Below are 22166 nucleotides of genomic sequence, written 5' to 3'. Positions count from 1 at the left end.
TCTATCCGGTGATCCCGTACGGTTCCGGATCTCGCCAGCGATCGAAGGGGCGGTCAAGGGTGTACTTGCCGTCCTCACCGAGAACGAGCATCCGCATCTCACCGTTCCCGGGGTTCGACAGCGACTCGAATTCCGCGACCGTCCAGTGGAACCACCGCATGCAGAACAGCCGCATGGCCAGACCGTGGGTCACCAGGAGCACGTTCGGCGGATGATCGGGGTCCTCGAAGCTGCGGAACAGGCTCTCCAGGAAGCCGCCGACCCGGTCGTACACGTCGGCTCCGGACTCACCCTGGGCGAAGCGGTAGAAGAAGTGGCCGTAGGCGTCCCGGTAGGCCTTCTGCAGACGCACGTCGTCCCGGTCCTGCCAGTTGCCCCAGTCCTGCTCACGGAGCCGTGGCTCCTCCCGTATCCGTATGAGCCCGGGGTCGAGGTTGAAGGCGCGCAGCGTCTCGTGCGTCCGGCGGTACGGGGAGACGTACACACTGACCCGCTCGCCGCCGAACACCTCGCGCAGCCCCTTGCCCGTCTCCTCGGCCTCCGCCCGGCCCTGCGCGGTGAGGGCCAGCGCGTGGTCGGGTTCGCGCTCGTACACGGAGTCATCGACGTTGCCCGTCGACTCGCCGTGCCGGACAAGAACGATGCGCCGTGGTCGTGCCATGCCAGAACCCTAGATCGAGACGGGCGGAAGCAAGCACTCGAACGGGCCCCATACGGCGTACGTCACACAGTTCCCACATCCCGGTCGGCGCACGTCGGCACCGGGAGGGTCGGTCCGGATCTCAAACGGTCCACGAGGGTTCCAGTTGCACGATGTCCCCCGTCAGGGCCGCGATGTCGGCCTCCGTCTGGGCGCGCAGCGCGAGCCGCTCCACCCGCTCGGTGCGGTACTTGCCGTGCTCTGCGGCCGACCGCCACATGGACAGGACCAGGTACTCGTTCCCCGGCGCCTCACCGAACAGCCCGCGGATCATGCCGGGCGAGCCGGCCATCGCGGGGTTCCAGACCTTCTCCTGCATGAGGACGTAGTGCTCGGCCCGCTCCTCGTGGACGCGGCAGAGCGCCACCCGCAGCAGGTCGGCGTCCGTGAAGCGCGGTTCGAACCCGGTCTTCACATCGAACCGGTAGTCGAAGAGCCTGACCTGGGCGTCCTTGAAGGTGCCCGCCTGGGCAGAGGCGAGCCGGTCGTGTGAGCGGGCCATGAAGGAGTCGTAGAAGGCACGGCTCTCCCAGAAGGCGAAGACATGCGCCACGTCCTGCCGCCCCCGGCTCCAGCCACCCCCCTGCCCCCGAAATCCCGGCTCCCCCGGAAGCCCCGCCCACTTTCGCTGCCCCCGCTCGAAACCGCGGCGGTCCACCACGGTGCAGCGAATCCACTTGACCAGCACCGCGCCATGGTAAGGCCAGGGAACGTGGCACCGGTCACTCTCGGGAGGACCGCTTGCCCGCAACTGCCTCGCTGTGCGTGGCAGGATGGACAACCGGCCGTCACCGCTCGGCACTTGAGGTGGCCGGGCAGGGCGGGGGACCTGGGAAGGGGAAGTTCGTGAACGGCCTCAGCAAGGGAATCGGCAAGGTCGAGGTCGCGCTGCGGTGGGACCCGAGTCCGGCGGGTGAGCCGCCCGCCGACCTGGACGTCGTCGCGGGGACCTATACGGCGGCGGATCCGTACGGCGATCCCTCCTACGTGGTGCACTTCGACAGCCGCTCCCCCGACGGCACCATCTATCTCAACCGGGACAGCCAGGACGGCAAGGGCTTCGGCTTCGACGAGGTCCTGACGCTGGAACTGGAGCGGCTCGACGCCCGGTACGCACGCGTGGTGGTGGGCGTCGCGATCCAGCAGCGCGCCGAGGACCGGTCCTTCGCCGACGTGGCCAACGTGGGCCTGCGCATCAGGGAGGGCTACACCGACCTCGCCACGGACGACTTCAGCGGTGTCCAGGGCGCTACGGCGGCCACGATCGCCGAGTTCGTCAGGGACGAGACGGGGGCCTGGGAGTTCCGGGCCGGGGTGCACGGCTTCGAGGGCGACCCCGCGACGTTCGCCGCCACGATGGGCGCGGTACGCCGGTCCTGACGTCGCCGGGCATGAGTAAGGGGCGTCCGCCCAGGCGGACGCCCCTTACTCATGGAGACCTACGCGTCAGCTGCAACCGCTGGTCGAGCCGCAGCCCTCGCAGATGTAGCAGGAACCGGCGCGCTGCATCTTCGTGCCGCAGGAGAAGCACAGCGGGGCGTCGGCCTGGATGCCCAGCTGCATCTCCACCAGCTCGGCGCTGGTGTGCGCCTGCTGCGGAGCGGGCTTGGCCGCCTCGACCTCGGCCTTCGGCGTGGCGACGGCCTTCAGTTCCTGGGCGCGTGGCGCCGACTGGGCCAGGCCCTCGACGTCGAGCTCGTCGTCGGACGGCTCGTACGAACCCGTCTCCAGGTGACGCTGACGCTCCTCGGCGGAGTGGATGCCGAGCGCGGAGCGCGTCTCGAAGGGCAGGAAGTCCAGCGCCAGGCGGCGGAAGATGTAGTCGACGATCGACTGCGCCATCCGCACGTCCGGGTCGTCCGTCATGCCGGCCGGCTCGAAGCGCATGTTGGTGAACTTCGAGACGTACGTCTCCAGCGGCACGCCGTACTGGAGGCCGACGGAGACCGCGATGGAGAAGGCGTCCATCATGCCCGCGAGGGTCGAGCCCTGCTTGGACATCTTCAGGAAGACCTCGCCGAGACCGTCGTCCGGGTAGGAGTTGGCCGTCATGTAGCCCTCGGCGCCGCCGACCGTGAAGGAGGTGGTGATGCCGGGACGACCCTTCGGGAGGCGCTTGCGGACCGGGCGGTACTCGACGATCTTCTCGACCGTCTCGCGGATGGCCGCCTCGGTGGTCTCGGTCACCTCAGCCTTCTCCGCGTCCTTGGCCGACTTGGTCTTGGCGGAGAGGGGCTGGCCGACCTTGCAGTTGTCGCGGTAGATGGCGAGCGCCTTGACGCCCATCTTCCAGGCCTCGAAGTAGACCTCCTCGACGTCCTCGACGGTCGCCGACTCCGGCAGGTTGACCGTCTTGGAGAGGGCGCCGGAGATCCACGGCTGGATCGCGGCCATCATGCGGACGTGGCCCATCGCGGAGATGGAGCGCTCGCCCATGGCGCAGTCGAAGACCTCGTAGTGCTCGTGCGCGAGACCGGGGGCGTCGATCACGTTGCCGTGCTCGGCGATGTGGGCGACGATCGCCTCGATCTGCTCCTCCTGGTAGCCCAGGCGGCGCAGGGCCTGCGGGACGGTGCCGTTGACGATCTGCATCGAGCCGCCGCCGACCAGCTTCTTGAACTTGACCAGGGCGAGGTCGGGCTCGAGGCCGGTGGTGTCGCAGGACATCGCGAGACCGATGGTGCCGGTCGGCGCGATGACGGACGCCTGGGAGTTGCGGAAGCCGTTCTTCTCGCCGAGGCGCAGCACGTCCTGCCAGGCCTCGGTGGCGGCGGCCCAGACCGGCGTGTCCAGGTCGTCCATGCGGACGGCCTTGGCGTTCTCGTCGGAGTGCTGCTTCATGACCCGCAGGTGCGGCTGCGCGTTGCGGGCGTAGCCGTCGTACGGGCCGACGATCGCGGCGAGTTCGGCGGAGCGCCGGTACGACGTGCCGGTCATCAGGGAGGTGATGGCGCCGGCCAGGGCGCGGCCGCCGTCGGAGTCGTAGGCGTGGCCGGTCGCCATCAGCAGGGCGCCGAGGTTGGCGTAGCCGATGCCGAGCTGGCGGAAGGCGCGGGTGTTCTCGCCGATCTTCTGGGTCGGGAAGTCCGCGAAGCAGATGGAGATGTCCATCGCGGTGATGACGAGCTCGACGACCTTGGCGAAGCGCTCGGCGTCGAAGGACTGGTGGCCCTTGCCGTCGTCCTTCAGGAACTTCATCAGGTTCAGCGAGGCGAGGTTGCAGGACGTGTTGTCCAGGTGCATGTACTCGCTGCAGGGGTTCGAGCCGTTGATCCGGCCGGACTCCGGGCAGGTGTGCCAGTGGTTGATGGTGTCGTCGTACTGGATGCCCGGGTCGGCGCACGCCCACGCGGCCTCGGCCATCTTGCGGAAGAGCGACTTGGCCTCGACCTCCTCGATGACCTCGCCGGTCATGCGGGACGTCAGGCCGAACTTGCCGCCGTCCTGGACGGCCTTCATGAACGTGTCGTTCACGCGGACCGAGTTGTTGGCGTTCTGGTACTGGACGGACGTGATGTCGTCGCCGCCCAGGTCCATGTCGAAGCCCGCGTCGCGCAGGGCGCGGATCTTCTCCTCCTCCGAGACCTTGGTCTGGATGAAGTCCTCGATGTCGGGGTGGTCGACGTCGAGGATGACCATCTTGGCGGCACGGCGGGTGGCGCCACCGGACTTGATCGTGCCGGCGGAGGCGTCGGCGCCGCGCATGAAGGAGACCGGTCCCGAGGCGTTGCCGCCGGAGGAGAGCAGTTCCTTGGAGGAGCGGATCCGGGAGAGGTTCAGGCCGGCGCCCGAGCCGCCCTTGAAGATCATGCCCTCTTCCTTGTACCAGTCGAGGATCGACTCCATGGAGTCGTCGACGGACAGGATGAAGCAGGCGGAGACCTGCTGCGGCTGGGGCGTGCCGACGTTGAACCAGACGGGGCTGTTGAAGCTGAAGATCTGGTGCAGGAGGGCGTAGGCCAGCTCGTGCTCGAAGATCTCGGCGTCGGCGGGCGAGGCGAAGTACTTGTGGTCCTCGCCGGCCTTCCGGTACGTCTTCACGATGCGGTCGATGAGCTGCTTCAGGCTCACCTCGCGCTGCGGGGTGCCGACGGCACCCCGGAAGTACTTGCTGGTGACGATGTTGACCGCGTTCACCGACCAGAACTCGGGGAACTCGACGCCACGCTGCTCGAAGTTGACCGAGCCGTCGCGCCAGTTGGTCATGACGACGTCACGACGCTCCCAGGCCACCTCGTCGTAGGGGTGGACGCCGGGAGTGGTGTGGACGCGCTCGACGCGGAGTCCCTTGCCCGCCTTGGTGCCCTTGGCGCGGGAACTCCGTGCCGGACCGCTCGCCGTCTCTGTCATGCCGCCTCCCTGTACGGGCGAAAACGCCCTGAAGTGCCCCGATTGTTCCCGTGGCACGGTGTTCTGTCTTGTGTTGCGGGCATCTCTCGCACCGCCCGCAACAGGTCTTTGTCACTCGCCGCCGTCCGGCCGGGCCCCGGGCGCCGAAGTCCGGGTCCGGCCCGCCGGTCAGTCGGCGGCGCCCGCGGGCTCGGGGACCTGTGCCGCCCCCGTGGACCCGCGGTCGTTCTCCTGGCTCCCCGCGTCGGCGTCGTCGCCGTCTCCGCCGGGATGCCCCGTCGCCTCCCTGAGTTCCGCGATCGCGGCCTCGAAGTCGTCGAGCGAGTCGAACGCCCGGTAGACGGAGGCGAATCGCAGATAGGCGACGAGGTCGAGTTCCTGCAACGGACCGAGTATGGCCAGCCCCACGTCGTGGGTGGTCAGCTCGGCGCTTCCGGTGGCCCGCACCGCCTCCTCGACCCGCTGGCCGAGCTGGGCGAGCGCGTCCTCGGTGACGGGCCGGCCCTGGCAGGCCTTGCGCACACCGTTGATGATCTTGGTGCGGCTGAACGGTTCGGTGACCCCGGACCGCTTCACCACCATGAGCGAACACGTCTCCACGGTCGTGAAACGACGGGAGCAGTCAGGACACTGGCGGCGTCTGCGGATCGACGTGCCGTCGTCGGTCGTACGACTGTCGACGACCCGGCTGTCGGGGTGCCTGCAGAAGGGGCAGTGCATGAACTCCGAACCCTCCTCACAGCAGACTCAATAGCCTCGAAAGACCCTTCAGGCCCCTCGAAGCAGCCCCCAGCATAGGCGATCGCGGCGGGCTCGAAGACCCGGGGGACCACAACTTGTGGGCTGCTGATGCAATCCAACCACTAGATGTGGGGATTGGCTCATACATACACGCCCTGCACGCGTGTCGCTCCGGTACGTACAGGCGCCGTACGACCGGGGCGGCGCGGCGGACGCGCGCACGCACGGCCGTATCGCCCGGGCGCATGCGGAGATACCGTGGGCACCGCGAGGAGGGGGCGTGGGACTACCGCACAGATGAGGGGACCCACGCCGTCGAACGGGATGCCGGATGGCAGACTGGAGCGACCTCCCCGAGGTTGTCACCACGGCGGTGAAGAGTACAGCAATGGGCCCTTTTGTCCGCCAGGCACCGCGATAGCCATACACCTAGCAACACGGCCCAGGCGAGCGATTCGCGATTTTTCACTCGAACGTGTGTTTGGCGCAACCTTTCGAAAGCTACTACCGTTGTGCAGCAGGGAGACCATCGAGAGGGGCCGACGTGACCACCACCGCCGACAGTGCCACCATCACTGCCCAGGAGCGCCCCCAGGGCCGACCTGAGCCGGTGCACGCGATGAGCGACGCCACGAATCCCGAGGGGCACAAGCGCTCCCTGCCAGGCCGACCTCCTGGCATCCGGGCCGACAGCTCGGGACTCACCGACCGCCAACGCCGGGTGATCGAGGTCATCCGCGACTCCGTGCAACGGCGCGGCTACCCGCCGTCGATGCGGGAGATCGGCCAGGCCGTCGGCCTCTCCAGCACCTCCTCCGTCGCGCACCAGCTGATGGCACTGGAGCGCAAGGGCTTCCTGCGCCGCGACCCGCACCGCCCGCGTGCCTACGAGGTGCGCGGCTCCGACCAGGCCGCCTCCGTGCAGCCCACGGACACCGCGGGCAAGCCGGCCGCGTCGTACGTCCCGCTCGTCGGGCGCATCGCCGCCGGTGGTCCGATCCTCGCCGAGGAGTCCGTCGAGGACGTCTTCCCCCTGCCCCGGCAGCTGGTCGGTGACGGCGAGCTGTTCGTCCTGAAGGTCGTCGGCGACTCGATGATCGAGGCCGCCATCTGCGACGGCGACTGGGTCACGGTCCGCCGTCAGCCGGTCGCCGAGAACGGCGACATCGTGGCCGCGATGCTTGAGGGTGAGGCCACCGTCAAGCGCTTCAAGCGCGAGGACGGCCACGTCTGGCTCCTCCCGCACAACTCGGCGTACGAGCCGATCGCCGGTGACGACGCGACCATCCTCGGCAAGGTGGTGGCCGTACTGCGCCGCGTCTGAGCGCCACGGCGGGCGGGTACGCCACGACAGCGACCCGCCGACCCGACCGGGCCCCGGAACCTCTGCGCCGGTTCCGGGGCCCCGCGCTGTGCGGAGTCGGGCCGTGGTGAACCCCCTGCGGGTCAGTCGCCTTCCGTCTCCTCCGTCTGCCGCGCCTTCGCGTCGATCGCGGCCAGCGACTTGCGGACCTGGTTGCGGTCGGTGGTGAACCAGAAGTCGGGCAGTGACGCCTTCAGATAGCTCCCGTACCGGGCCGTCGCCAGTCGCTGGTCCAGTACGGCGACCACGCCGCGGTCGCCCGACGCCCGTACGAGACGGCCCGCGCCCTGGGCCATCAGCAGCGCGGCGTGCGTGGCGGCGACCGCCATGAAGCCGTTGCCGCCGGCCTCCTCCACCGCCTTCTGGCGGGCGCTCATCAGAGGGTCGTCCGGGCGCGGGAACGGAATCTTGTCCATGACGACCAGCTGGCAGCTCGGCCCGGGGACGTCGACGCCCTGCCAGAGCGACAACGTGCCGAAGAGGCAGGTCTTCGGGTCGGCGGCGAAGTTCTTGATCAGCTCGCCGAGCGTCTCCTCGCCCTGGAGCAGGATCGGGTACTCCGGGATGCGGGAGCGCAGTTCCTCTGCGGCCAGCTGGGCCGCCCGCATCGAGGAGAACAGGCCCAGCGTGCGGCCGCCGGCCGCCTGGATCAGCTCCGTGAGCTCGTCCAGCATGTCGCCGCGGTCGCCGTCACGGGCGGGGCGCGCCAGGTGCTTGGCGACGTACAGGATGCCCTGCTTGCGGTAGTCGAACGGCGAGCCGACGTCGACGCCCTTCCACTGGGGCACGTCATCGCCTTCGGTGCCCTCGGGGGCGAGGCCCAGGGACGCCCCGACGCCGTTGAAGTCGCCGCCCAGCTTGAGGGTCGCGGAGGTCAGGACGACCGAGCGGTCCGTGAAGAGCTTCTCGCGCAGCAGGCCCGCGACGGACATGGGAGCGACCCGCAGGGAGGCCCCACTGGGCCGATATGCGGCTCCGCCGCGGGGCTCGTGTCGCTCGTACCAGACGACGTCCCACTCGGACCCGTTCGTGATCCGCTCCGACACGTCGTGCACGGACTCCACGGAGGCCAGCGCCTGCTTGCGGACGGCGTCCTCGTCCTGCACCGACTTGTCGCGGGTCGCGCCGATCGCGGAGATGACCGTACGGCAGGCGTCGCGCAGTGCCATGAGCGCGTAGCCGAGATCCTCCGGGACCTCCTCCAGGCGCCCCGGCAGCGCCAGCTCCATCAGCCGCTCGAAGCCCTCGGCCGCGGTCTGGAGCTGGTCGGCGGCCTTCTCGTTGACGAGCTTCGCGGCCCGCCGCACCGCCCGGTTGACCTGGCCGGGGGTGAGTTCGCCGGTGGCGACCCCGGTGACCCGGGAGACCAGCTCGTGCGCCTCGTCGACGATCAGCACCTCGTGCTGCGGCAGGACCGGAGCGCCCTCGATGGCGTCGATGGCGAGCAGGGCGTGATTGGTGACGACGACCTCGGAGAGCTTGGCGCGCTCCCGGGCCATCTCGGCGAAGCACTCGGCTCCGTACGCGCACTTCGAGGCGCCCAGGCACTCCCGGGACGACACCGACACCTGCGACCATGCCCGGTCGGACACACCGGGCGTGAGGTCGTCGCGGTCGCCGGTCTCGGTCCCGTCCGCCCAGTCGCGCATCCGCAGCAGGTCCTGGCCCAGCTTGCTGGTGGGGGCGGCGGCCTCGAACTGGTCGAAGAGGCCCTCCTCCTCTTCCTGCGGTACTCCCTCGTGGAGCCGGTGCAGGCACAGGTAGTTCGACCTGCCCTTGAGCATCGCGAACTCCGGACGGCGGCGCAGCTGCGGATGGAGCGCGTCGACCGTCCGCGGCAGGTCACGCTCCACCAGCTGGCGCTGCAGGGCCAGGGTCGCGGTCGCCACGACGACCCGCTCCCCTTGCGCCAGCGCGGGCACCAGATAGCCCAGTGACTTGCCGGTGCCGGTGCCGGCCTGGACCAGCAGATGGGAGCCGCCGTCGATGGCTTCCTCGACGGCTTCGGCCATGGCCACCTGGCCGGGACGCTCCGTGCCGCCGACGGCGGTGACGGCGGCGTGCAGGAGTTCGGGGAGTGAGGGCTTCGTCATAGCGCGACCACCCTACGGCCCGGCACTGACAAACGGACGGGCGAGGCGGGAGCGAGGGACGGCGGGGGCGGGACGGACTGCGGGGAGAACGGGGGCGGGACGGACGGCAGGGAGGGCGGGGGCGGGACGGGCTGCGGGGAGGACGGGGGCAAGGGTGGGCTCCTGGGCGGGCGGGGCGCCGGTCGGCGAGTGGGGGCGGCACTGATCGGGCCGTCGGGACTGGGCCGCACGACGCTACGGCAGCTCGCGCGGCGTCCGGTGCCGGATCACGAGGGCGGCCCGCTTGGCGGGCAGGTCGACCTCGGCGGCGAACCGGAAACCGGCGCCGAGGAACGCGGCGACGGAGGCCGTGTTGCGGACGTCGGGTTCGGCGAGCACACGCGTGCAGGCGGGCCGCCTCGCGAGGACGAGGTCGGTGACGGTCCTGATCAGCGTGGTACCGATGCCCTGCCCGCGGTCGGTGCCGTCGCCGATCAGGAGGTGGAGACCGGTGTCGTGCGGCCGGACGGGACAGTACCGGGCCAGCGGGTCGAGGTCGGCCCGGTAGATCTCCCAGTAGCTCATCGGCACCCCGTCCAGCATGCCGACGCACGGGACGCTGCGTCCGTCGCCGGCGAGCTGTGCCCGTACGTGCTCCTCGGTCACGCTCTGCGGTCCGGTCAGTTCCCAGAACGCGGCGACGGCGGGGTCGTTCATCCAACGGGTGATCACCGGGAGGTCCCGATCGGTACGGACGGGCACCAGGTGGAAGACGCCCGCGGGAGTGACGGCCGGACCCCAGTCGGCGACACGGTCGAGCAGGTCGTCGCCGGCCCGCGTCGTCTCCGTCCCCGCTGGGTCGTCCCCCTGCTTCCCCTGCCCGAAGAGGGCGACGAACTCCTCGGGGAGGTGCAGGTCCAGGGTGTCGTCGGCGCTCGCATCGGTGGAAGCCACGGTGTCGCTCTTTCGGGAGGCGGGAGGGGTGTCGGGAGGGGTGTCGGGAAGAGGTCCGGGGAGGGGGCCGGGGAGGGGGCCGGGGAGGGGGCCGGCGAAGGGTCGGCGGTGTGCTCAGGCGCGCAGCGGGTTGGTGATGGTGACGTAGGCGGACTGGGTGTCCACCGGGCCGACGAGTTCGTCCAGGCCGCGCAGCCGGGTCAGCAGGTTGGCCTTGCAGCGCAGTACGGGCGAGTCGAGGAGCAGCGCGGGCAGCGGGCTGTGCAGGGGGGCGGGGCCCGACGCGAGATCGCGCAGGAAACGGCGGAAGGCCGCGAGCAGCAGCCGTTCGTCGGCGAGGTGCTGGGAACCGAAGGCGCCGATGAGGCCGAACACGTTGTTGATGGCGAGGTAGTACGCGAAGCGCTCGTCGGTGACCTCGTCGGAGACGAACGTGTCACTGTGCTCGCCGATGCCGGTCAGCCGGGCGTCGAGGTCCGCGCGCCGGGACTCGCGGAAGTAGTAGCCCTGGTTGTCGCGGTAGCGGCCGCCGGCGGGCCAGCCGTCGGTGTCCAGCAGGAGGAGCGTGTTCTGCTGATGCGCCTCCAGGGCGATCCCGGCGTGCGCGTCCAGCCACAGGACGGGGCGTACGACGTGATGGAGGTAGCGCAGGAACCACTCGGCGGCGACGGCTTGGCGGAGGCGGCCGGTCCGCCCGACGAGTCGGGTGACGACCTCGGCCAGCCGGGAGCGCGGGACGCGGGCGGTGGGCCGGCCGGAGTCGTCCGCCTGCCCGTACGGCCGGGGCGCGACGAGACCCGCGACGCAGGAGACGTCGTCGGTGGGCCGGAAGGGGTTGTGCCGGATGACGACGTCGAGCCCTCGCAGCGGCTCTCCGTCCGGTCCGTCCACGGCGAGCCAGGCCGGGTCCCGGACGATGTCGAAGTCCGGGTGGACGGCCTGCCACTGGCGGGACACCCCGGTGCGCAGCAGGCGGTGGACCTCGACTCCGCGGTGGAGTTCCTTGCGGAGGTTCTCCCGGCGGGAGTTGGTGATGTGCAGGGCCAGCGAGAGCTTGAGCATGGCGGGGGCGCCGGTCCGGTAAACGGTTCGGAGCGAGGAGGTGGGGTGCCAGGGGGCGCCCTGCGCGCCGAGGTCCCTGAGCAGTCCCGCGTCCAGCAGGGCCGCGGTCTCCGGTCGGTGCAGTACCGCGCGGTACTGCCAGGGATGCAGGGGAAGGAGCGCGTAGCCGTCCGGCGGTGCCGGCCCGTCCCCGGCGAGGCGTGCGGTGAGCCGGGGTGCGGTGACCGGGCGACCGCGCTCGGTCCAGGCGGAGTCGGTGGCGAGGACGGAGGGGGCGACGGCCACCCAGTGCAGGGGGAAGGCGCCGCGCACCTCGGGTGAGTACCGCTGTGCCTCCGCCTCCGTGAGCCCTTCTCGGCTCTTGGGTGTGGGGTGCAGTGGGTGCCCGAGGAGCAGCGCCTGCTCGGCGGCGAGGAAGAGGTCGGGGCCGCCGCCGGGGCCGTCGGGGCCGTCGGAGCCGTCGGCGCCGTCGGCGTCGTCGGCGTCGTCGGCGTCGTCGGAGGGGCGGTCCTCCCGACGGTCGCGGAGGAAGACGGCGGTACGGCGGACGGAGTCGGCGACACGCGCCACGAGGTCGGCCCCGTCTGGGCCCGGGTCGCCGGCCGTCTCCCGTACGAGCAGCGCGGCGACGGTGACTGCGTCGACCGGGGGTGCCGGGTCGGCGGCGCCGGCCAGGCGCGGGAGGCCGAATCGGTGCCGTCCCGTCGGCGACCAGTAATGGACGGGAACGGTCAGGGCCGTGCCGCTGGCCGGGAGCGGCACATGGAGGACGCCGCTGCCGGGGGCGGTCGCGTCGGTCTCGCGCGCCCAGCAGCGCAGCAGGTTCTCCACGGTCGCCGCCTGGGCGCCCGTGTACGGGTCGGCGTGGTCCAGGGCATCGGCGGTGAGCGGGGGCGCGGTCGCGGGGAGGGCGGCGAGGGCCGTTACGGGCGCGGGGTCAGCGGCGGCCGGAACGGGCCCCGGCCTGGCAGCGGCGGCCGGAACCGTGCCCGGATGAGCAGCGGCAGCCGGGACCAAGCCCGGATGAGCGGCAGCAACCGGAACCGACCCCGGCTGGCCAGCAGCAACCGGAACCAAGCCCGGATGAGCGGCAGCAACCGGAACCGAGCCCGAATGGCCAGCAGCGGCCGGACCCGAGCCCGGATGGGCGGCGGCAGCCGGCGGTGCCGGGGCGGCAGGGGTGGTCGGCGGCGATCCGGTGATCGCGGCGGTTGTCGGTCGGGGTGTGGGGGTGGTGTGCAAGGCGGGTCCCTCGTGACGTGCTGTGGCCTGGGCGGCGGATCTCAGCGCGCGGCGCGCGCCCCGTGCGGTGGGGCGTGGGGGTCGCCATGGCTTCGGTCCACCGTCGCCACCGCGTCGGCGAGGCGGTCCAGGACCGCCGACGTCTGCTCCTCGGTGACGATCAGCGGCGGGAGTAGTCGTACGACGTTTCCGGGCGGGCCCGCGAGGTCCACGATCAGCCCGCGGCGCAGGCACTCCCGCTGGACGGCGGCGGCGACCTCCGCGGCGGTGCCCGGCGCGGGGCCGGTGTCCGTGCCGTGGGCAGGGGCCTCGCACGTACCGTCCGGTGCGACCAGTTCGACGCCGAGCATCAGTCCCCGCCCGCGCACGTCACCGACGCACCGGAACTCCTCGGCCAGGCCGCGCAGTCGGGTCAGCATCCGGCTCCCCAGTACGGCTGCGTGCTCGGCGAGGCGGTGCTCGCGTACGTGGGCGAGGGTCGCCGCGCCCGCGGCCAGGGCGAGTTGGTTGCCGCGGAAGGTGCCGGCACCGGGCTCCCCGGTGTGCAGGTCGTCGCGGTGCACCACCGCGGCCAGCGGCAGGCTGCCGCCGATCGCCTTGGACAGGACCAGCACGTCGGGCATGACGCCGCTGTGTTCGACCGCCCAGAAGGCGCCGGTCCGCCCGACGCCCGTCTCGGTCTCGTCGGCGATCAGCAGTACGGCGCGTTCCGCCGTGATCCGGCGCATGCGTCGCATCCAGGCGTCCGGCGCGGCAAGCACCCCGCCTTCGCCGTGGACCGGTTCGAGGAGCATCCCGGCGGGCGGCTGGTCCGCCGAGCGGCGGTCGTCGAGGACGGACTCGGCCCAGTGGGCGGCGAGTTCGGCCCCGCGATCGCCCCCGACGCCGAACGGGCAGTGCCGGTCCTGCGGGTAGGGCAGGGGCGCACGGCGGGTGTCGCAGGCGTCGCCGGGGCCCGCGCACGCCTCGGCGGTCACCGCCCGGTGGTGGGTTCCGGTGAAGGTGATCACCCGATGCCGCCCGGTGGCGGCGCGGACCAGTCCGACGGCGGTGGCGACCGGATCCGTACCGGACGGTCCGCAGAACCGCACGCGCGCGTGGTCGGCGAGTCCGGGCGGCAGGGTGTGCAGCAACTCGGTGACGAAGGCGTCCTCGACGGGTGTGGTGAGGTCCATGACCTGCAAAGGAGCGCCGGAGTCGAGGACCTTGCGGATCGCCTCCAGCACGACCGGGTGGTTGTGTCCCAGGGCCAGTGTCCCCGCGCCCGAGACGCAGTCCAGGTAGCGGCGGCCGTCGGCGCCCTCGATGGTGAGCCCCCGGGCCCGGACCGGTACGACGGGAAGGGCGCGCGCGTAGGTGCGTGCCGCGGACTCACGCGCCGGCTGGCGCTTCGGGGCGCTCTCCTGCGCGGTACGCGTCCGCGCGGGCGCCGCACCCGCAGCGCCCTTTCCCGCGGTCGGCCCGGCGTTCCTGCCCTCGGACGTAAACCCCCTGCACGCGGATTCCGCCACGGCTTCCCGACCTCTCGCTGTCCAGCCGCGACCCGACGTGTCGGGGCGCCTTCGGCACGGAGGGCCGCACTCGGACAGCGGGCCCCCCACCGCTACCAACAGCCTGCCGTTCGCCGGGTTACGGGTTACCCGGAAATCCTCGCCGGGGCGGGTGGCCGCCGTCCTCGCACAAGGCGATCGCGGCGGCCGGCCGGATCACCAGGCGAACGCCTCCGGCGAGGGACCCGGACCCGGGAAGATCTCGTCGAGGCCGACCCGTACGTCCTCCGGCAGGTCGAGGTCGATGGCCCGCAGCGCGGAGTCGAGCTGCTCCCGAGTACGCGGCCCGACGATCGGGCCGGTGATCCCGGGGCGGGTCAGCAGCCAGGCCAGCGCGGCCTCGCCCGGCTCGATGCCGTGCTTGTCGAGAAGGTCCTCGTACGACTGCACCCGCGCGCGCACGGCAGGGTCGTTGAGCAGGCGCGCGCCGTGGCCCCCGGTCCTGCGCCCGCCCTTGTGCTCCTTCTTGAGTACGCCGCCGAGCATGCCGCCGTACAGCGGGGACCAGGCGATGACCCCGACCCCGTACTCCTGCGCGGCCGGGATCACCTCCATCTCCGCCCGCCGCTCGGCGAGGTTGTACAGGCACTGCTCGCTGACCAGGCCGAACGTGGAGCCGCGCCGCGCCGCGGTCTCGTTGGCCTGCGCGATCTTGTAGCCCGGGAAGTTGGAGGAACCGGCGTAAAGGATCTTGCCCTGCTGGACGAGGACGTCGACGGCCTGCCAGATCTCGTCGAAAGGCGTGAGCCGGTCGACGTGGTGGAACTGGTAGATGTCGATGTGGTCCGTCTGCAACCGCTTCAGTGAGGCCTCCACGGCCCGGCGGATGTTGAGGGCCGAGAGCCGGCCGTAGTTCGGCCAGTCGGGGGCGCCGTCGGGCAGCATGTCGCCGTACACCTTGGTGGCGAGCACGGTCTTCTCACGCCGCCCGCCGCCCTGTGCGAACCAGGCGCCGAGGATCTCCTCGGTGCGCCCCTTGCCCGCGCTCTGGCCGTAGACGTTGGCGGTGTCCATGAAGTTGACGCCGGCGTCCAGTGCGGCGTCCATGATGGCGTGGCTGTCGGTCTCCTCGGTCTGCGGCCCGAAGTTCATGGTGCCCAGCACGAGTCGGCTGACCTTGAGTCCTGTACGTCCAAGCTGCGTGTATTCCATGGTGATCAGCCAACGCCCACGCACGCGCCCGAAGCAAGGGAGCGAAGCGCCGGGCTGGGGCCGAAAACCGACGGGCCGGTCCTGACCGGCCCGTCGCGGTGCGGCGGGGATCCGAAATGCGGCCGCCGCACCGGCCGTTCGACCTGTATGCCCGTCAGTAGCGGTAGTGGTCCGCCTTGTACGGGCCCTCGACCTCGACGCCGATGTAGTCGGCCTGCTCCTGGCGGAGCGTGGTCAGCTTGACGCCGAGGGAGTCGAGGTGGAGCCGGGCGACCTTCTCGTCCAGGTGCTTGGGCAGCACATAGACGTCGGTCGGGTACTCGTCGGGCTTGGTGAACAGCTCGATCTGGGCCAGGGTCTGGTCCGCGAAGGAGTTGGACATCACGAACGACGGGTGCCCGGTGGCGTTGCCCAGGTTCAGCAGGCGGCCCTCGGACAGCACGATGAGGACCTTGCCGTCGGGGTAGGTCCAGGTGTGGACCTGCGGCTTGACCTCGTCCTTGACGACGCCGGGGGTCCTGGCGAGGCCGGCCATGTCGATCTCGTTGTCGAAGTGACCGATGTTCCCGATGATCGCCTGGTGCTTCATCCTGGCCATGTCCGCGGCCATGATGATGTCCTTGTTGCCGGTCGTGGTGACGAAGATGTCGGCCTTGTCGACGACCTCGTCCAGCGTCGTGACCTGGTAGCCGTCCATCGCCGCCTGCAGCGCGCAGATCGGGTCGATCTCCGTGATGATCACCCGGGCGCCCTGACCGCGCAGGGACTCCGCGCAGCCCTTGCCCACGTCGCCGTAACCGCACACGACGGCGGTCTTGCCGCCGATGAGAACGTCGGTGGCACGGTTGATGCCGTCGATCAGGGAGTGGCGGCAGCCGTACTTGTTGTCGAACTTCGACTTCGTCACCGCGTCGTTGACGTTGATCGCCGGGAACAGCAGAGTGCCGTCACGGTGCATCTCGTACAGGCGGTGCACGCCGGTCGTCGTCTCCTCGGTCACACCGCGGATCTCCGACGCCATCGAGGTCCAGTCGAGGGGGCTGCGCTCCAGCAGGGCGCGTACGACGGCGAGTTCCTCGTTGTCGGCGACCGGGAGTTCGCCCGTCTTGCGGTACTCGACGCCCTTGTGGACGAGGAGGGTGGCGTCACCGCCGTCGTCCAGGATCATGTTGGGGCCGTCGGCCCCGGGCCAGGTCAGGGCCTGCTCGGTGCACCACCAGTACTCCTCCAGGGTCTCCCCCTTCCAGGCGAAGACCGGTATGCCCGCGGCGGCGATGGCGGCGGCGGCGTGGTCCTGCGTGGAGTAGATGTTGCAGGAGACCCAGCGGACCTCGGCGCCCAGGGCGACCAGGGTCTCGATGAGTACGGCGGTCTGCACCGTCATGTGCAGGGAGCCGGTGATGCGGGCGCCGGCGAGCGGCTGGGCCTCGGCGTACTCCCTGCGGATCGCCATCAGGCCCGGCATCTCGTGCTCGGCGAGGGTGATCTCCTTGCGGCCGAACGCGGCCAGGGAGAGGTCGGCGACCTTGAAGTCCGTGGACGGCCGGGCGTCAGTGGTGGCTTGCGAGGGCACGTGAACTCCTGGATGCGTGGATGTTGGCGTGGATTTCGAGCGTCGCCGTGGAACGGTTCAGGGTGATGAAGTGCAGGCCGGGCGCGCCTTCGGCGAGCAGCCGGTCGGCCATGGCGGTGGCGTGGTCGACCCCGATGCGGTGACCGGCCGCCGGGTCGTCCCGGGCGGCCTCCAGACGGTGTGCCAGGTCCTCGGGGAAGGCCGCGCCGCTCAGTTCGGCGAAGCGCCGGATCTGCCGCACGTCGGTGGCGGGCATGATCTCCGGGATGATCGGGGTGTCGCAGCCCGCCGCGGTGACCCGGTCGCGCAGCCGGAAGTAGTCGTCGGCGTCGAAGAACATCTGTGTGATGGCGTAATCGGCCCCCGCCCGGCACTTCGCGACGAAGTGCCGGACGTCGGACTCCCAGTCGGGTGAGCGCGGGTGCCGCTCCGGGAAGGCGGCCACGCCCACGCTGAAGTCACCCAGCTCACCGACCAGGGTCACCAGTTCGTGGGCGTGCGAGTAGCCGTCCGGGTGCGCCGTCCAGGGTCCGTTCGGGTCGCCGGGCGGGTCACCGCGCAGTGCGAGGACGTCGCGGACCCCCGCGTCCGCGTACTGGCCGACGATGTGCCGCAGTTCGGCGACCGAGTGGCCCACGGCGGTGAGGTGGGCGACGGGCCGCAGGGTCGTCTCCGCCGCGATCCGCTTGGTCACCTCGACGGTCCGGGTCCGGGAGGAGCCGCCCGCGCCGTAGGTGACGGACACGAAGGCCGGGGACAGGGCCTCGATCCGGCGGATCGTCGCCCACAGGGTGCGGGTGCCCGCCTCGGTCTTCGGCGGGAAGAACTCGAAGGAGAACGAGGGCCGTCCGCTCGCGAGGACGTCACGAAGGGTCGTCACGGAGTCCGGCCTCCTCCGGCGTTGAAGTAACCCGCCTCGGGGTGGTGGAAGACGAGGGCGTCGGTGGACTGTTCGGGGTGGAGCTGGAACTCCTCGCTGAGGTGGACGCCGATGCGTTCCGGTCGCAGGAGCCCGGCCACCTTCGCCCGGTCCTCCAGGTCGGGACAGGCCGGGTAGCCGAGGGAGTAGCGGCAGCCCTGGTACTCGGTGCGGAACATGCCGTCCATGGAGCTCGGATCTCCGGCGGAAATGCCGAGTTCGGAGCGGACGCGGGCATGCCAGTACTCGGCGAGGGCCTCGGCGAGCTGGACGGACAGGCCGTGCAGTTCGAGGTAGTCGCGGTAGGCGTTGGCCTCGAAGAGCCGCGCGGTCTCCTCGCCGATCCGGGAGCCCATGGTGACGACCTGCATGCCGATGACGTCGGTCTCCCCCGACTCCTCGGCCCGGACGAAGTCGGCCAGGCAGAGGTGCCGGCCACGTCGCTGGCGCGGGAACGTGAACCGGGTGCGCTCCGAACCGGCGTCGTCGAGGACGATCAGATCGTCGTCCTTGGAGACGCAGGGGAAGTAGCCGTGGACCACGGCCGCTTCCAGCAGGTTCTCCGTCTGGAGCCGGTCCAGCCACATCCGCAGCCGGGGGCGGCCCTCGGTCTCGACGAGTTCCTCGTACGTCGGCCCGTCACCGCGGGTGCCCTTGAGGCCCCACTGGCCCTTGAACAGGGCGGCCTCGTCGAGCCAGGACGCGTACTCCTTGAGCTGGATGCCCTTGACGACACGCGTGCCCCGGAAGGGCGGTTCGGGGACCGGGTTGTCGGTGGCGACGTCGGAGCGCGCGGGCGCCTGTTCCGGGCGCTCCTCCAAGGTCACGGTGGCCGCACTGACGCGGCGCTGCTTGAGCGCCGGCAGTTTCGCGCCGGGCACGCCGCGTTTGATGCCGATCAGGGCGTCCATGAGCCTGAGGCCCTCGAACGCGTCGCGGGCGTAGCGGACCTCGCCGTCGTAGATCTCGTGGAGGTCCTGTTCGACGTAGGCACGGGTGAGGGCCGCTCCGCCGAGGATGACGGGGTAGTCGGCGGCCAGCTTGCGCTGGTTGAGCTCCTCCAGGTTCTCCTTCATGATCACCGTGGACTTCACCAGGAGCCCGGACATGCCGATGACATCGGCCCGGTGCTCGTTGGCCGCCTCCAGGATCGCGGAGACCGGCTGCTTGATACCGAGGTTGACGACGTTGTAGCCGTTGTTGGACAAGATGATGTCCACCAGGTTCTTGCCGATGTCGTGGACATCGCCGCGGACGGTGGCCAGCACGATCGTGCCCTTGCCGTCATCGTCCGTCTTCTCCATGTGCGGCTCCAGATGGGCCACCGCCGTCTTCATCACCTCGGCGGACTGGAGCACGAACGGCAGCTGCATCTGCCCGGAGCCGAACAGCTCACCGACCACCTTCATCCCGTCCAGCAGCGTCTCGTTGACGATGTCGAGGGCCGGACGCCCCGTCAGGGCCTCGTCCAGGTCGGCCTCCAGGCCGTTCTTCTCGCCGTCGATGATGCGCCGCTTGAGCCGCTCGTCCAGCGGCAGCGCCGCCAGCTCGTCGGCCTTGGACGCCCGCAGCGACTTCGCCGTCGCGCCCTCGAACAACGCCATCAGCTTCTGCAGCGGGTCGTAGCCCTCTGCGCGGCGGTCGTAGATCAGGTCGAGCGCCGTCCGCACCTGCTCCTCGTCGAACCGCGCGATCGGCAGGATCTTGCTCGCGTGCACGATCGCCGAGTCCAGACCCGCCTTCACACACTCGTCCAGGAACACGGAGTTCAGCAGGATCCGGGCGGCCGGGTTCAGACCGAACGAGATGTTCGACAATCCGAGGGTGGTCTGCACGTCCGGGTGGCGGCGCTTGAGCTCGCGGATGCCCTCGATGGTCGCGACACCGTCGCCGCGGGACTCCTCCTGGCCGGTGCAGATCGTGAACGTCAGGCAGTCGACGAGGATGTCCGACTCGTGGATGCCCCAGTTCCCCGTCAGGTCGTCGATCAGCCGTTCGGCGATCTCGACCTTCTTCTCCGCCGTCCGGGCCTGGCCCACCTCGTCGATGGTCAGCGCGATCAGCGCCGCACCATGCTCCCGGGCGAGTCGGGTGACCTTCGCGAACCGGGACTCGGGACCCGCGCCGTCCTCATAGTTCACCGAATTGATCACCGCCCGGCCGCCGAGCATCTCCAGCCCGGCCCGGATGACCTCCACCTCGGTGGAGTCCAGCACGATCGGCAGCGTCGAGGCGGTCGCGAACCGCCCCGCCAGCTCCTCCATGTCCGCCACCCCGTCGCGGCCCACATAGTCCACGCACAGGTCCAGCATGTGCGCGCCCTCACGGATCTGGTCCCGGGCCATCTCCACACAGTCGTCCCAGCGGCCCTCCAGCATCGCCTCACGGAACTTCTTCGACCCGTTGGCATTCGTCCGCTCGCCGATCGCCAGATAGGACGTGTCCTGCCGGAACGGCACACTCTGGTACAGGGAGGCCGCACCCGGCTCCGGACGCGGCTCGCGGGCGGTCGGCGCGGTGCCGCGGACCCGCTCCACGACCTGGCGCAGATGCTCGGGCGTCGTGCCGCAGCAGCCGCCCACCAGGGACAGGCCGTACTCGCGCACGAACGTCTCCTGCGCGTCCGCCAGCTCCGGCGCGGTCAGCGGATAGTGCGCGCCGTCCTTGCCCAGGACCGGCAGACCGGCGTTGGGCATGCACGACAGCGGGACGCGGGAGTGGCGGGCGAGGTAGCGCAGGTGCTCGCTCATCTCCGCCGGACCGGTCGCACAGTTCAGGCCGATCATGTCGATACCCAGCGGCTCCAGCGCGGTCAGCGCCGCACCGATCTCCGAGCCCAGCAGCATCGTCCCGGTCGTCTCCACCGTCACCGAGCAGATCACCGGCACGTCCAGCCCCAGGGCCTCCAGCGCCCGCCGGGCACCCAGCACCGACGCCTTCGTCTGCAGCAGGTCCTGCGTCGTCTCCACCAGCAGCGCGTCCGCACCACCCGCGACCAGACCCTCCGCGTTGCGCTGATAGGCGTCGCGCAGAACGGTGTACGGGGCGTGGCCCAGGGTGGGCAGCTTCGTGCCCGGGCCCATGGAGCCCAGCACCCAGCGCTGCCGGCCGTCCCGCGCGGCGAACTCGTCGGCCACCTCACGGGCCACCCGCGCACCGGCCTCCGACAGCTCGTGCACGCGCTCGGGAATGTCGTACTCACCGAGCGCCGAGTGGTTCGCGCCGAAGGTGTTCGTCTCGACGCAGTCCACGCCGGCCGCGTAGTACTCCTCGTGCACCGACCGCACGATGTCGGGCCGGGTCAGGTTCAGGATCTCGTTGCAGCCCTCCAACTGCTGGAAGTCGTCCAGTGAGGGGTTCTGCTCCTGCAGCATGGTGCCCATCGCACCGTCGGCCACCACCACACGGGTGGCGAACGCCTCGCGGAGGGCGGTGACTCGGGACTGCGTCATGGGGTGCCTTCCAGGGCTGGGGCGAGTTCCCGGGCCGCGTCGGTTCCGTAGGCGTGAGTGGCTGTGGACAGCAGCTGCTCGCGGTCGGTGGCGTAGGACTGTGAGCCGACCGTCGAGAGGGCCTGAGAGGCGAGCACGCATCCCAGGCGGGCGGCGGCCGGCAGCGGCAGCCCGTTGCCGACAGCGGCGAGGAACCCGGCCCGGAAGGCGTCGCCGACTCCGGTCGGGTCGATGACCTGGGCGTCGGGAACGGCGGGGACGGTGAGCGGAGGGCCGTCCTTGTGGTCGATGCGCACGCCGGCGCCACCCAAGGTGGTGATCCAGGTGCCGACCCGGGCGAGGACGTCGTCGCGTTCCCAGCCGGTGCGTTCGAGGAGCAGGGCGGCCTCGTACTCGTTGGTGAACAGCCAGCGGGCGCCGTCCACCAGATCGCGTACTTCCGCACCGTCCAGACGGGCCAGTTGCTGGGAGGGGTCGGCGGCGAAGGGCAGACCGAGTTCCCGGCACTCCCTGGTGTGGCGGAGCATCGCCGCCGGGTCGTTCGGACCGACCAGGACCAGATCGGGGCGGTCCCGCCCGGCGATGACCTGCCCGAGGTCGATGTCCCGGGCCTCCTGCATGGCGCCCGCGTAGAACGACGCGATCTGGTTGGCGTCCTCGTCGGTGATGCCCATGAAGCGTGCGGTCCCCCGCTCCGTGGAGACCCGGACGGCGCCGGTGTCGACGCCGTGCTCCTTGAGCCACACCTCGTACTCCGCGAAGTCGCTGCCCACGGCGCCGACCAGGAGCGGTCCCAGGCCGAGGCTGCCGAGGCCGAAGGCGATGTTGGCCGCCACTCCGCCCCGGCGCACTTCGAGCGCGTCGACCAGGAAGGAGAGCGAGACATGGGCGAGCTGGTCGGGGATCAGCTGGTCCCCGAAGCGGCCGGGGAAGACCATCAGATGGTCCGTGGCGATGGATCCTGTCACCGCGATACGCACATGAACTCCTGAGCTTCTGTCGGGTCGGGCGGGCGACTTGCTGCGGTCGGACTCCC

At 70.7% G+C, this 22166-nt stretch carries 15 protein-coding genes; 2 read left to right on the top strand and 13 right to left on the bottom strand.

Annotation, left to right across the window (positions count from 1 at the left end; genetic code table 11):
• Position 1: 1 nt before the first annotated feature.
• The gene (locus tag ACFCZF_RS07685) at positions 2–661 is read right to left on the bottom strand and encodes a histidine phosphatase family protein (RefSeq protein ID WP_375920000.1); all 660 of its coding nucleotides are present in this window, start codon (positions 659–661) and stop codon (positions 2–4) included.
• Between the two features lie 121 nt (positions 662–782).
• A complete protein-coding gene (locus ACFCZF_RS07680; protein ID WP_376670885.1) occupies positions 783–1388 on the bottom strand; it encodes a YdbC family protein in 606 nt (201 codons plus the stop codon).
• A 158-nt stretch (positions 1389–1546) separates the two neighbouring features.
• Here ACFCZF_RS07680 and ACFCZF_RS07675 point away from each other — a divergent pair, with 158 nt between their 5' ends.
• A complete protein-coding gene (locus ACFCZF_RS07675) occupies positions 1547–2080 on the top strand; it encodes a TerD family protein (protein WP_376670884.1) in 534 nt (177 codons plus the stop codon).
• Positions 2081–2146: 66 nt separating this feature from the next.
• Here the strand turns inward: ACFCZF_RS07675 and ACFCZF_RS07670 are convergent, their stop codons facing one another.
• Positions 2147–5050, bottom strand: a complete 2904-nt coding sequence (locus ACFCZF_RS07670; protein ID WP_376670883.1) for a vitamin B12-dependent ribonucleotide reductase — start codon at positions 5048–5050, stop codon at positions 2147–2149.
• Between the two features lie 168 nt (positions 5051–5218).
• A complete protein-coding gene (nrdR, locus tag ACFCZF_RS07665; RefSeq protein ID WP_376670882.1) occupies positions 5219–5770 on the bottom strand; it encodes a transcriptional regulator NrdR in 552 nt (183 codons plus the stop codon).
• 565 nt (positions 5771–6335) lie between these two features.
• On the opposite strand from nrdR, the gene lexA reads away from it, so the two are divergent.
• A complete protein-coding gene (gene lexA, locus ACFCZF_RS07660; RefSeq protein WP_376670881.1) occupies positions 6336–7115 on the top strand; it encodes a transcriptional repressor LexA in 780 nt (259 codons plus the stop codon).
• A 122-nt stretch (positions 7116–7237) separates the two neighbouring features.
• Here lexA and ACFCZF_RS07655 read toward each other — a convergent pair whose 3' ends face one another.
• The 9 genes from ACFCZF_RS07655 to ACFCZF_RS07615 form a co-directional block, all read right to left on the bottom strand.
• The gene (locus tag ACFCZF_RS07655; RefSeq protein WP_375920015.1) at positions 7238–9247 is read right to left on the bottom strand and encodes an ATP-dependent DNA helicase; all 2010 of its coding nucleotides are present in this window, start codon (positions 9245–9247) and stop codon (positions 7238–7240) included.
• 234 nt (positions 9248–9481) lie between these two features.
• A complete protein-coding gene (locus ACFCZF_RS07650) occupies positions 9482–10180 on the bottom strand; it encodes a GNAT family N-acetyltransferase (protein ID WP_376670880.1) in 699 nt (232 codons plus the stop codon).
• Between the two features lie 114 nt (positions 10181–10294).
• Positions 10295–12259 carry an IucA/IucC family protein gene (locus tag ACFCZF_RS07645; RefSeq protein ID WP_376670879.1) on the bottom strand — a complete coding sequence of 655 codons (1965 nt, stop codon included), beginning with the start codon at positions 12257–12259 and terminating at the stop codon, positions 10295–10297.
• Positions 12260–12525: 266 nt separating this feature from the next.
• Positions 12526–13995 carry an aminotransferase class III-fold pyridoxal phosphate-dependent enzyme gene (locus ACFCZF_RS07640; protein WP_376670878.1) on the bottom strand — a complete coding sequence of 490 codons (1470 nt, stop codon included), beginning with the start codon at positions 13993–13995 and terminating at the stop codon, positions 12526–12528.
• A 195-nt stretch (positions 13996–14190) separates the two neighbouring features.
• On the bottom strand, positions 14191–15186 hold the full coding sequence (locus ACFCZF_RS07635; protein WP_376670877.1) for an aldo/keto reductase: 996 nt from the start codon (positions 15184–15186) through the stop codon (positions 14191–14193).
• Positions 15187–15340: 154 nt separating this feature from the next.
• Positions 15341–16759, bottom strand: coding sequence for an adenosylhomocysteinase (gene ahcY, locus ACFCZF_RS07630; RefSeq protein WP_376670876.1), 1419 nt, complete (start codon positions 16757–16759; stop codon positions 15341–15343).
• The gene (gene metF, locus ACFCZF_RS07625) at positions 16737–17639 is read right to left on the bottom strand and encodes a methylenetetrahydrofolate reductase [NAD(P)H] (RefSeq protein WP_376670875.1); all 903 of its coding nucleotides are present in this window, start codon (positions 17637–17639) and stop codon (positions 16737–16739) included. The genes ahcY and metF overlap by 23 nt, the downstream gene beginning before the upstream one ends.
• Positions 17636–21130, bottom strand: coding sequence for a methionine synthase (metH, locus tag ACFCZF_RS07620; protein ID WP_376670874.1), 3495 nt, complete (start codon positions 21128–21130; stop codon positions 17636–17638). The genes metF and metH overlap by 4 nt, the downstream gene beginning before the upstream one ends.
• Entirely contained in the window at positions 21127–22110 is a 984-nt protein-coding gene (locus ACFCZF_RS07615) for a carbohydrate kinase family protein (protein WP_375924665.1), read from the bottom strand. Before ACFCZF_RS07615 ends, metH begins: the two co-directional genes overlap by 4 nt.
• Positions 22111–22166 lie beyond the last annotated feature (56 nt).

This window comes from Streptomyces sp. NPDC056296, assembly GCF_042268605.1.
Taxonomy (GTDB): domain Bacteria; phylum Actinomycetota; class Actinomycetes; order Streptomycetales; family Streptomycetaceae; genus Streptomyces.
The sequence above is the reverse complement of the archived record's forward strand: the minus strand, read 5'-3'. Positions and strand labels throughout refer to the sequence as shown.

What these genes read in the sequence shown, in the direction of transcription:
- ACFCZF_RS07685 (WP_375920000.1), bottom strand. Translation starts at nt 661, where the DNA reads ATGGCACGACCACGGCGCATCGTTCTTGTCCGGCACGGCGAGTCGACG.
- ACFCZF_RS07670 (WP_376670883.1), bottom strand. Translation starts at nt 5,050, where the DNA reads ATGACAGAGACGGCGAGCGGTCCGGCACGGAGTTCCCGCGCCAAGGGC.
- nrdR (WP_376670882.1), bottom strand. Translation starts at nt 5,770, where the DNA reads ATGCACTGCCCCTTCTGCAGGCACCCCGACAGCCGGGTCGTCGACAGT.
- ACFCZF_RS07655 (WP_375920015.1), bottom strand. Translation starts at nt 9,247, where the DNA reads ATGACGAAGCCCTCACTCCCCGAACTCCTGCACGCCGCCGTCACCGCC.
- ACFCZF_RS07635 (WP_376670877.1), bottom strand. Translation starts at nt 15,186, where the DNA reads ATGGAATACACGCAGCTTGGACGTACAGGACTCAAGGTCAGCCGACTC.
- metH (WP_376670874.1), bottom strand. Translation starts at nt 21,130, where the DNA reads ATGACGCAGTCCCGAGTCACCGCCCTCCGCGAGGCGTTCGCCACCCGT.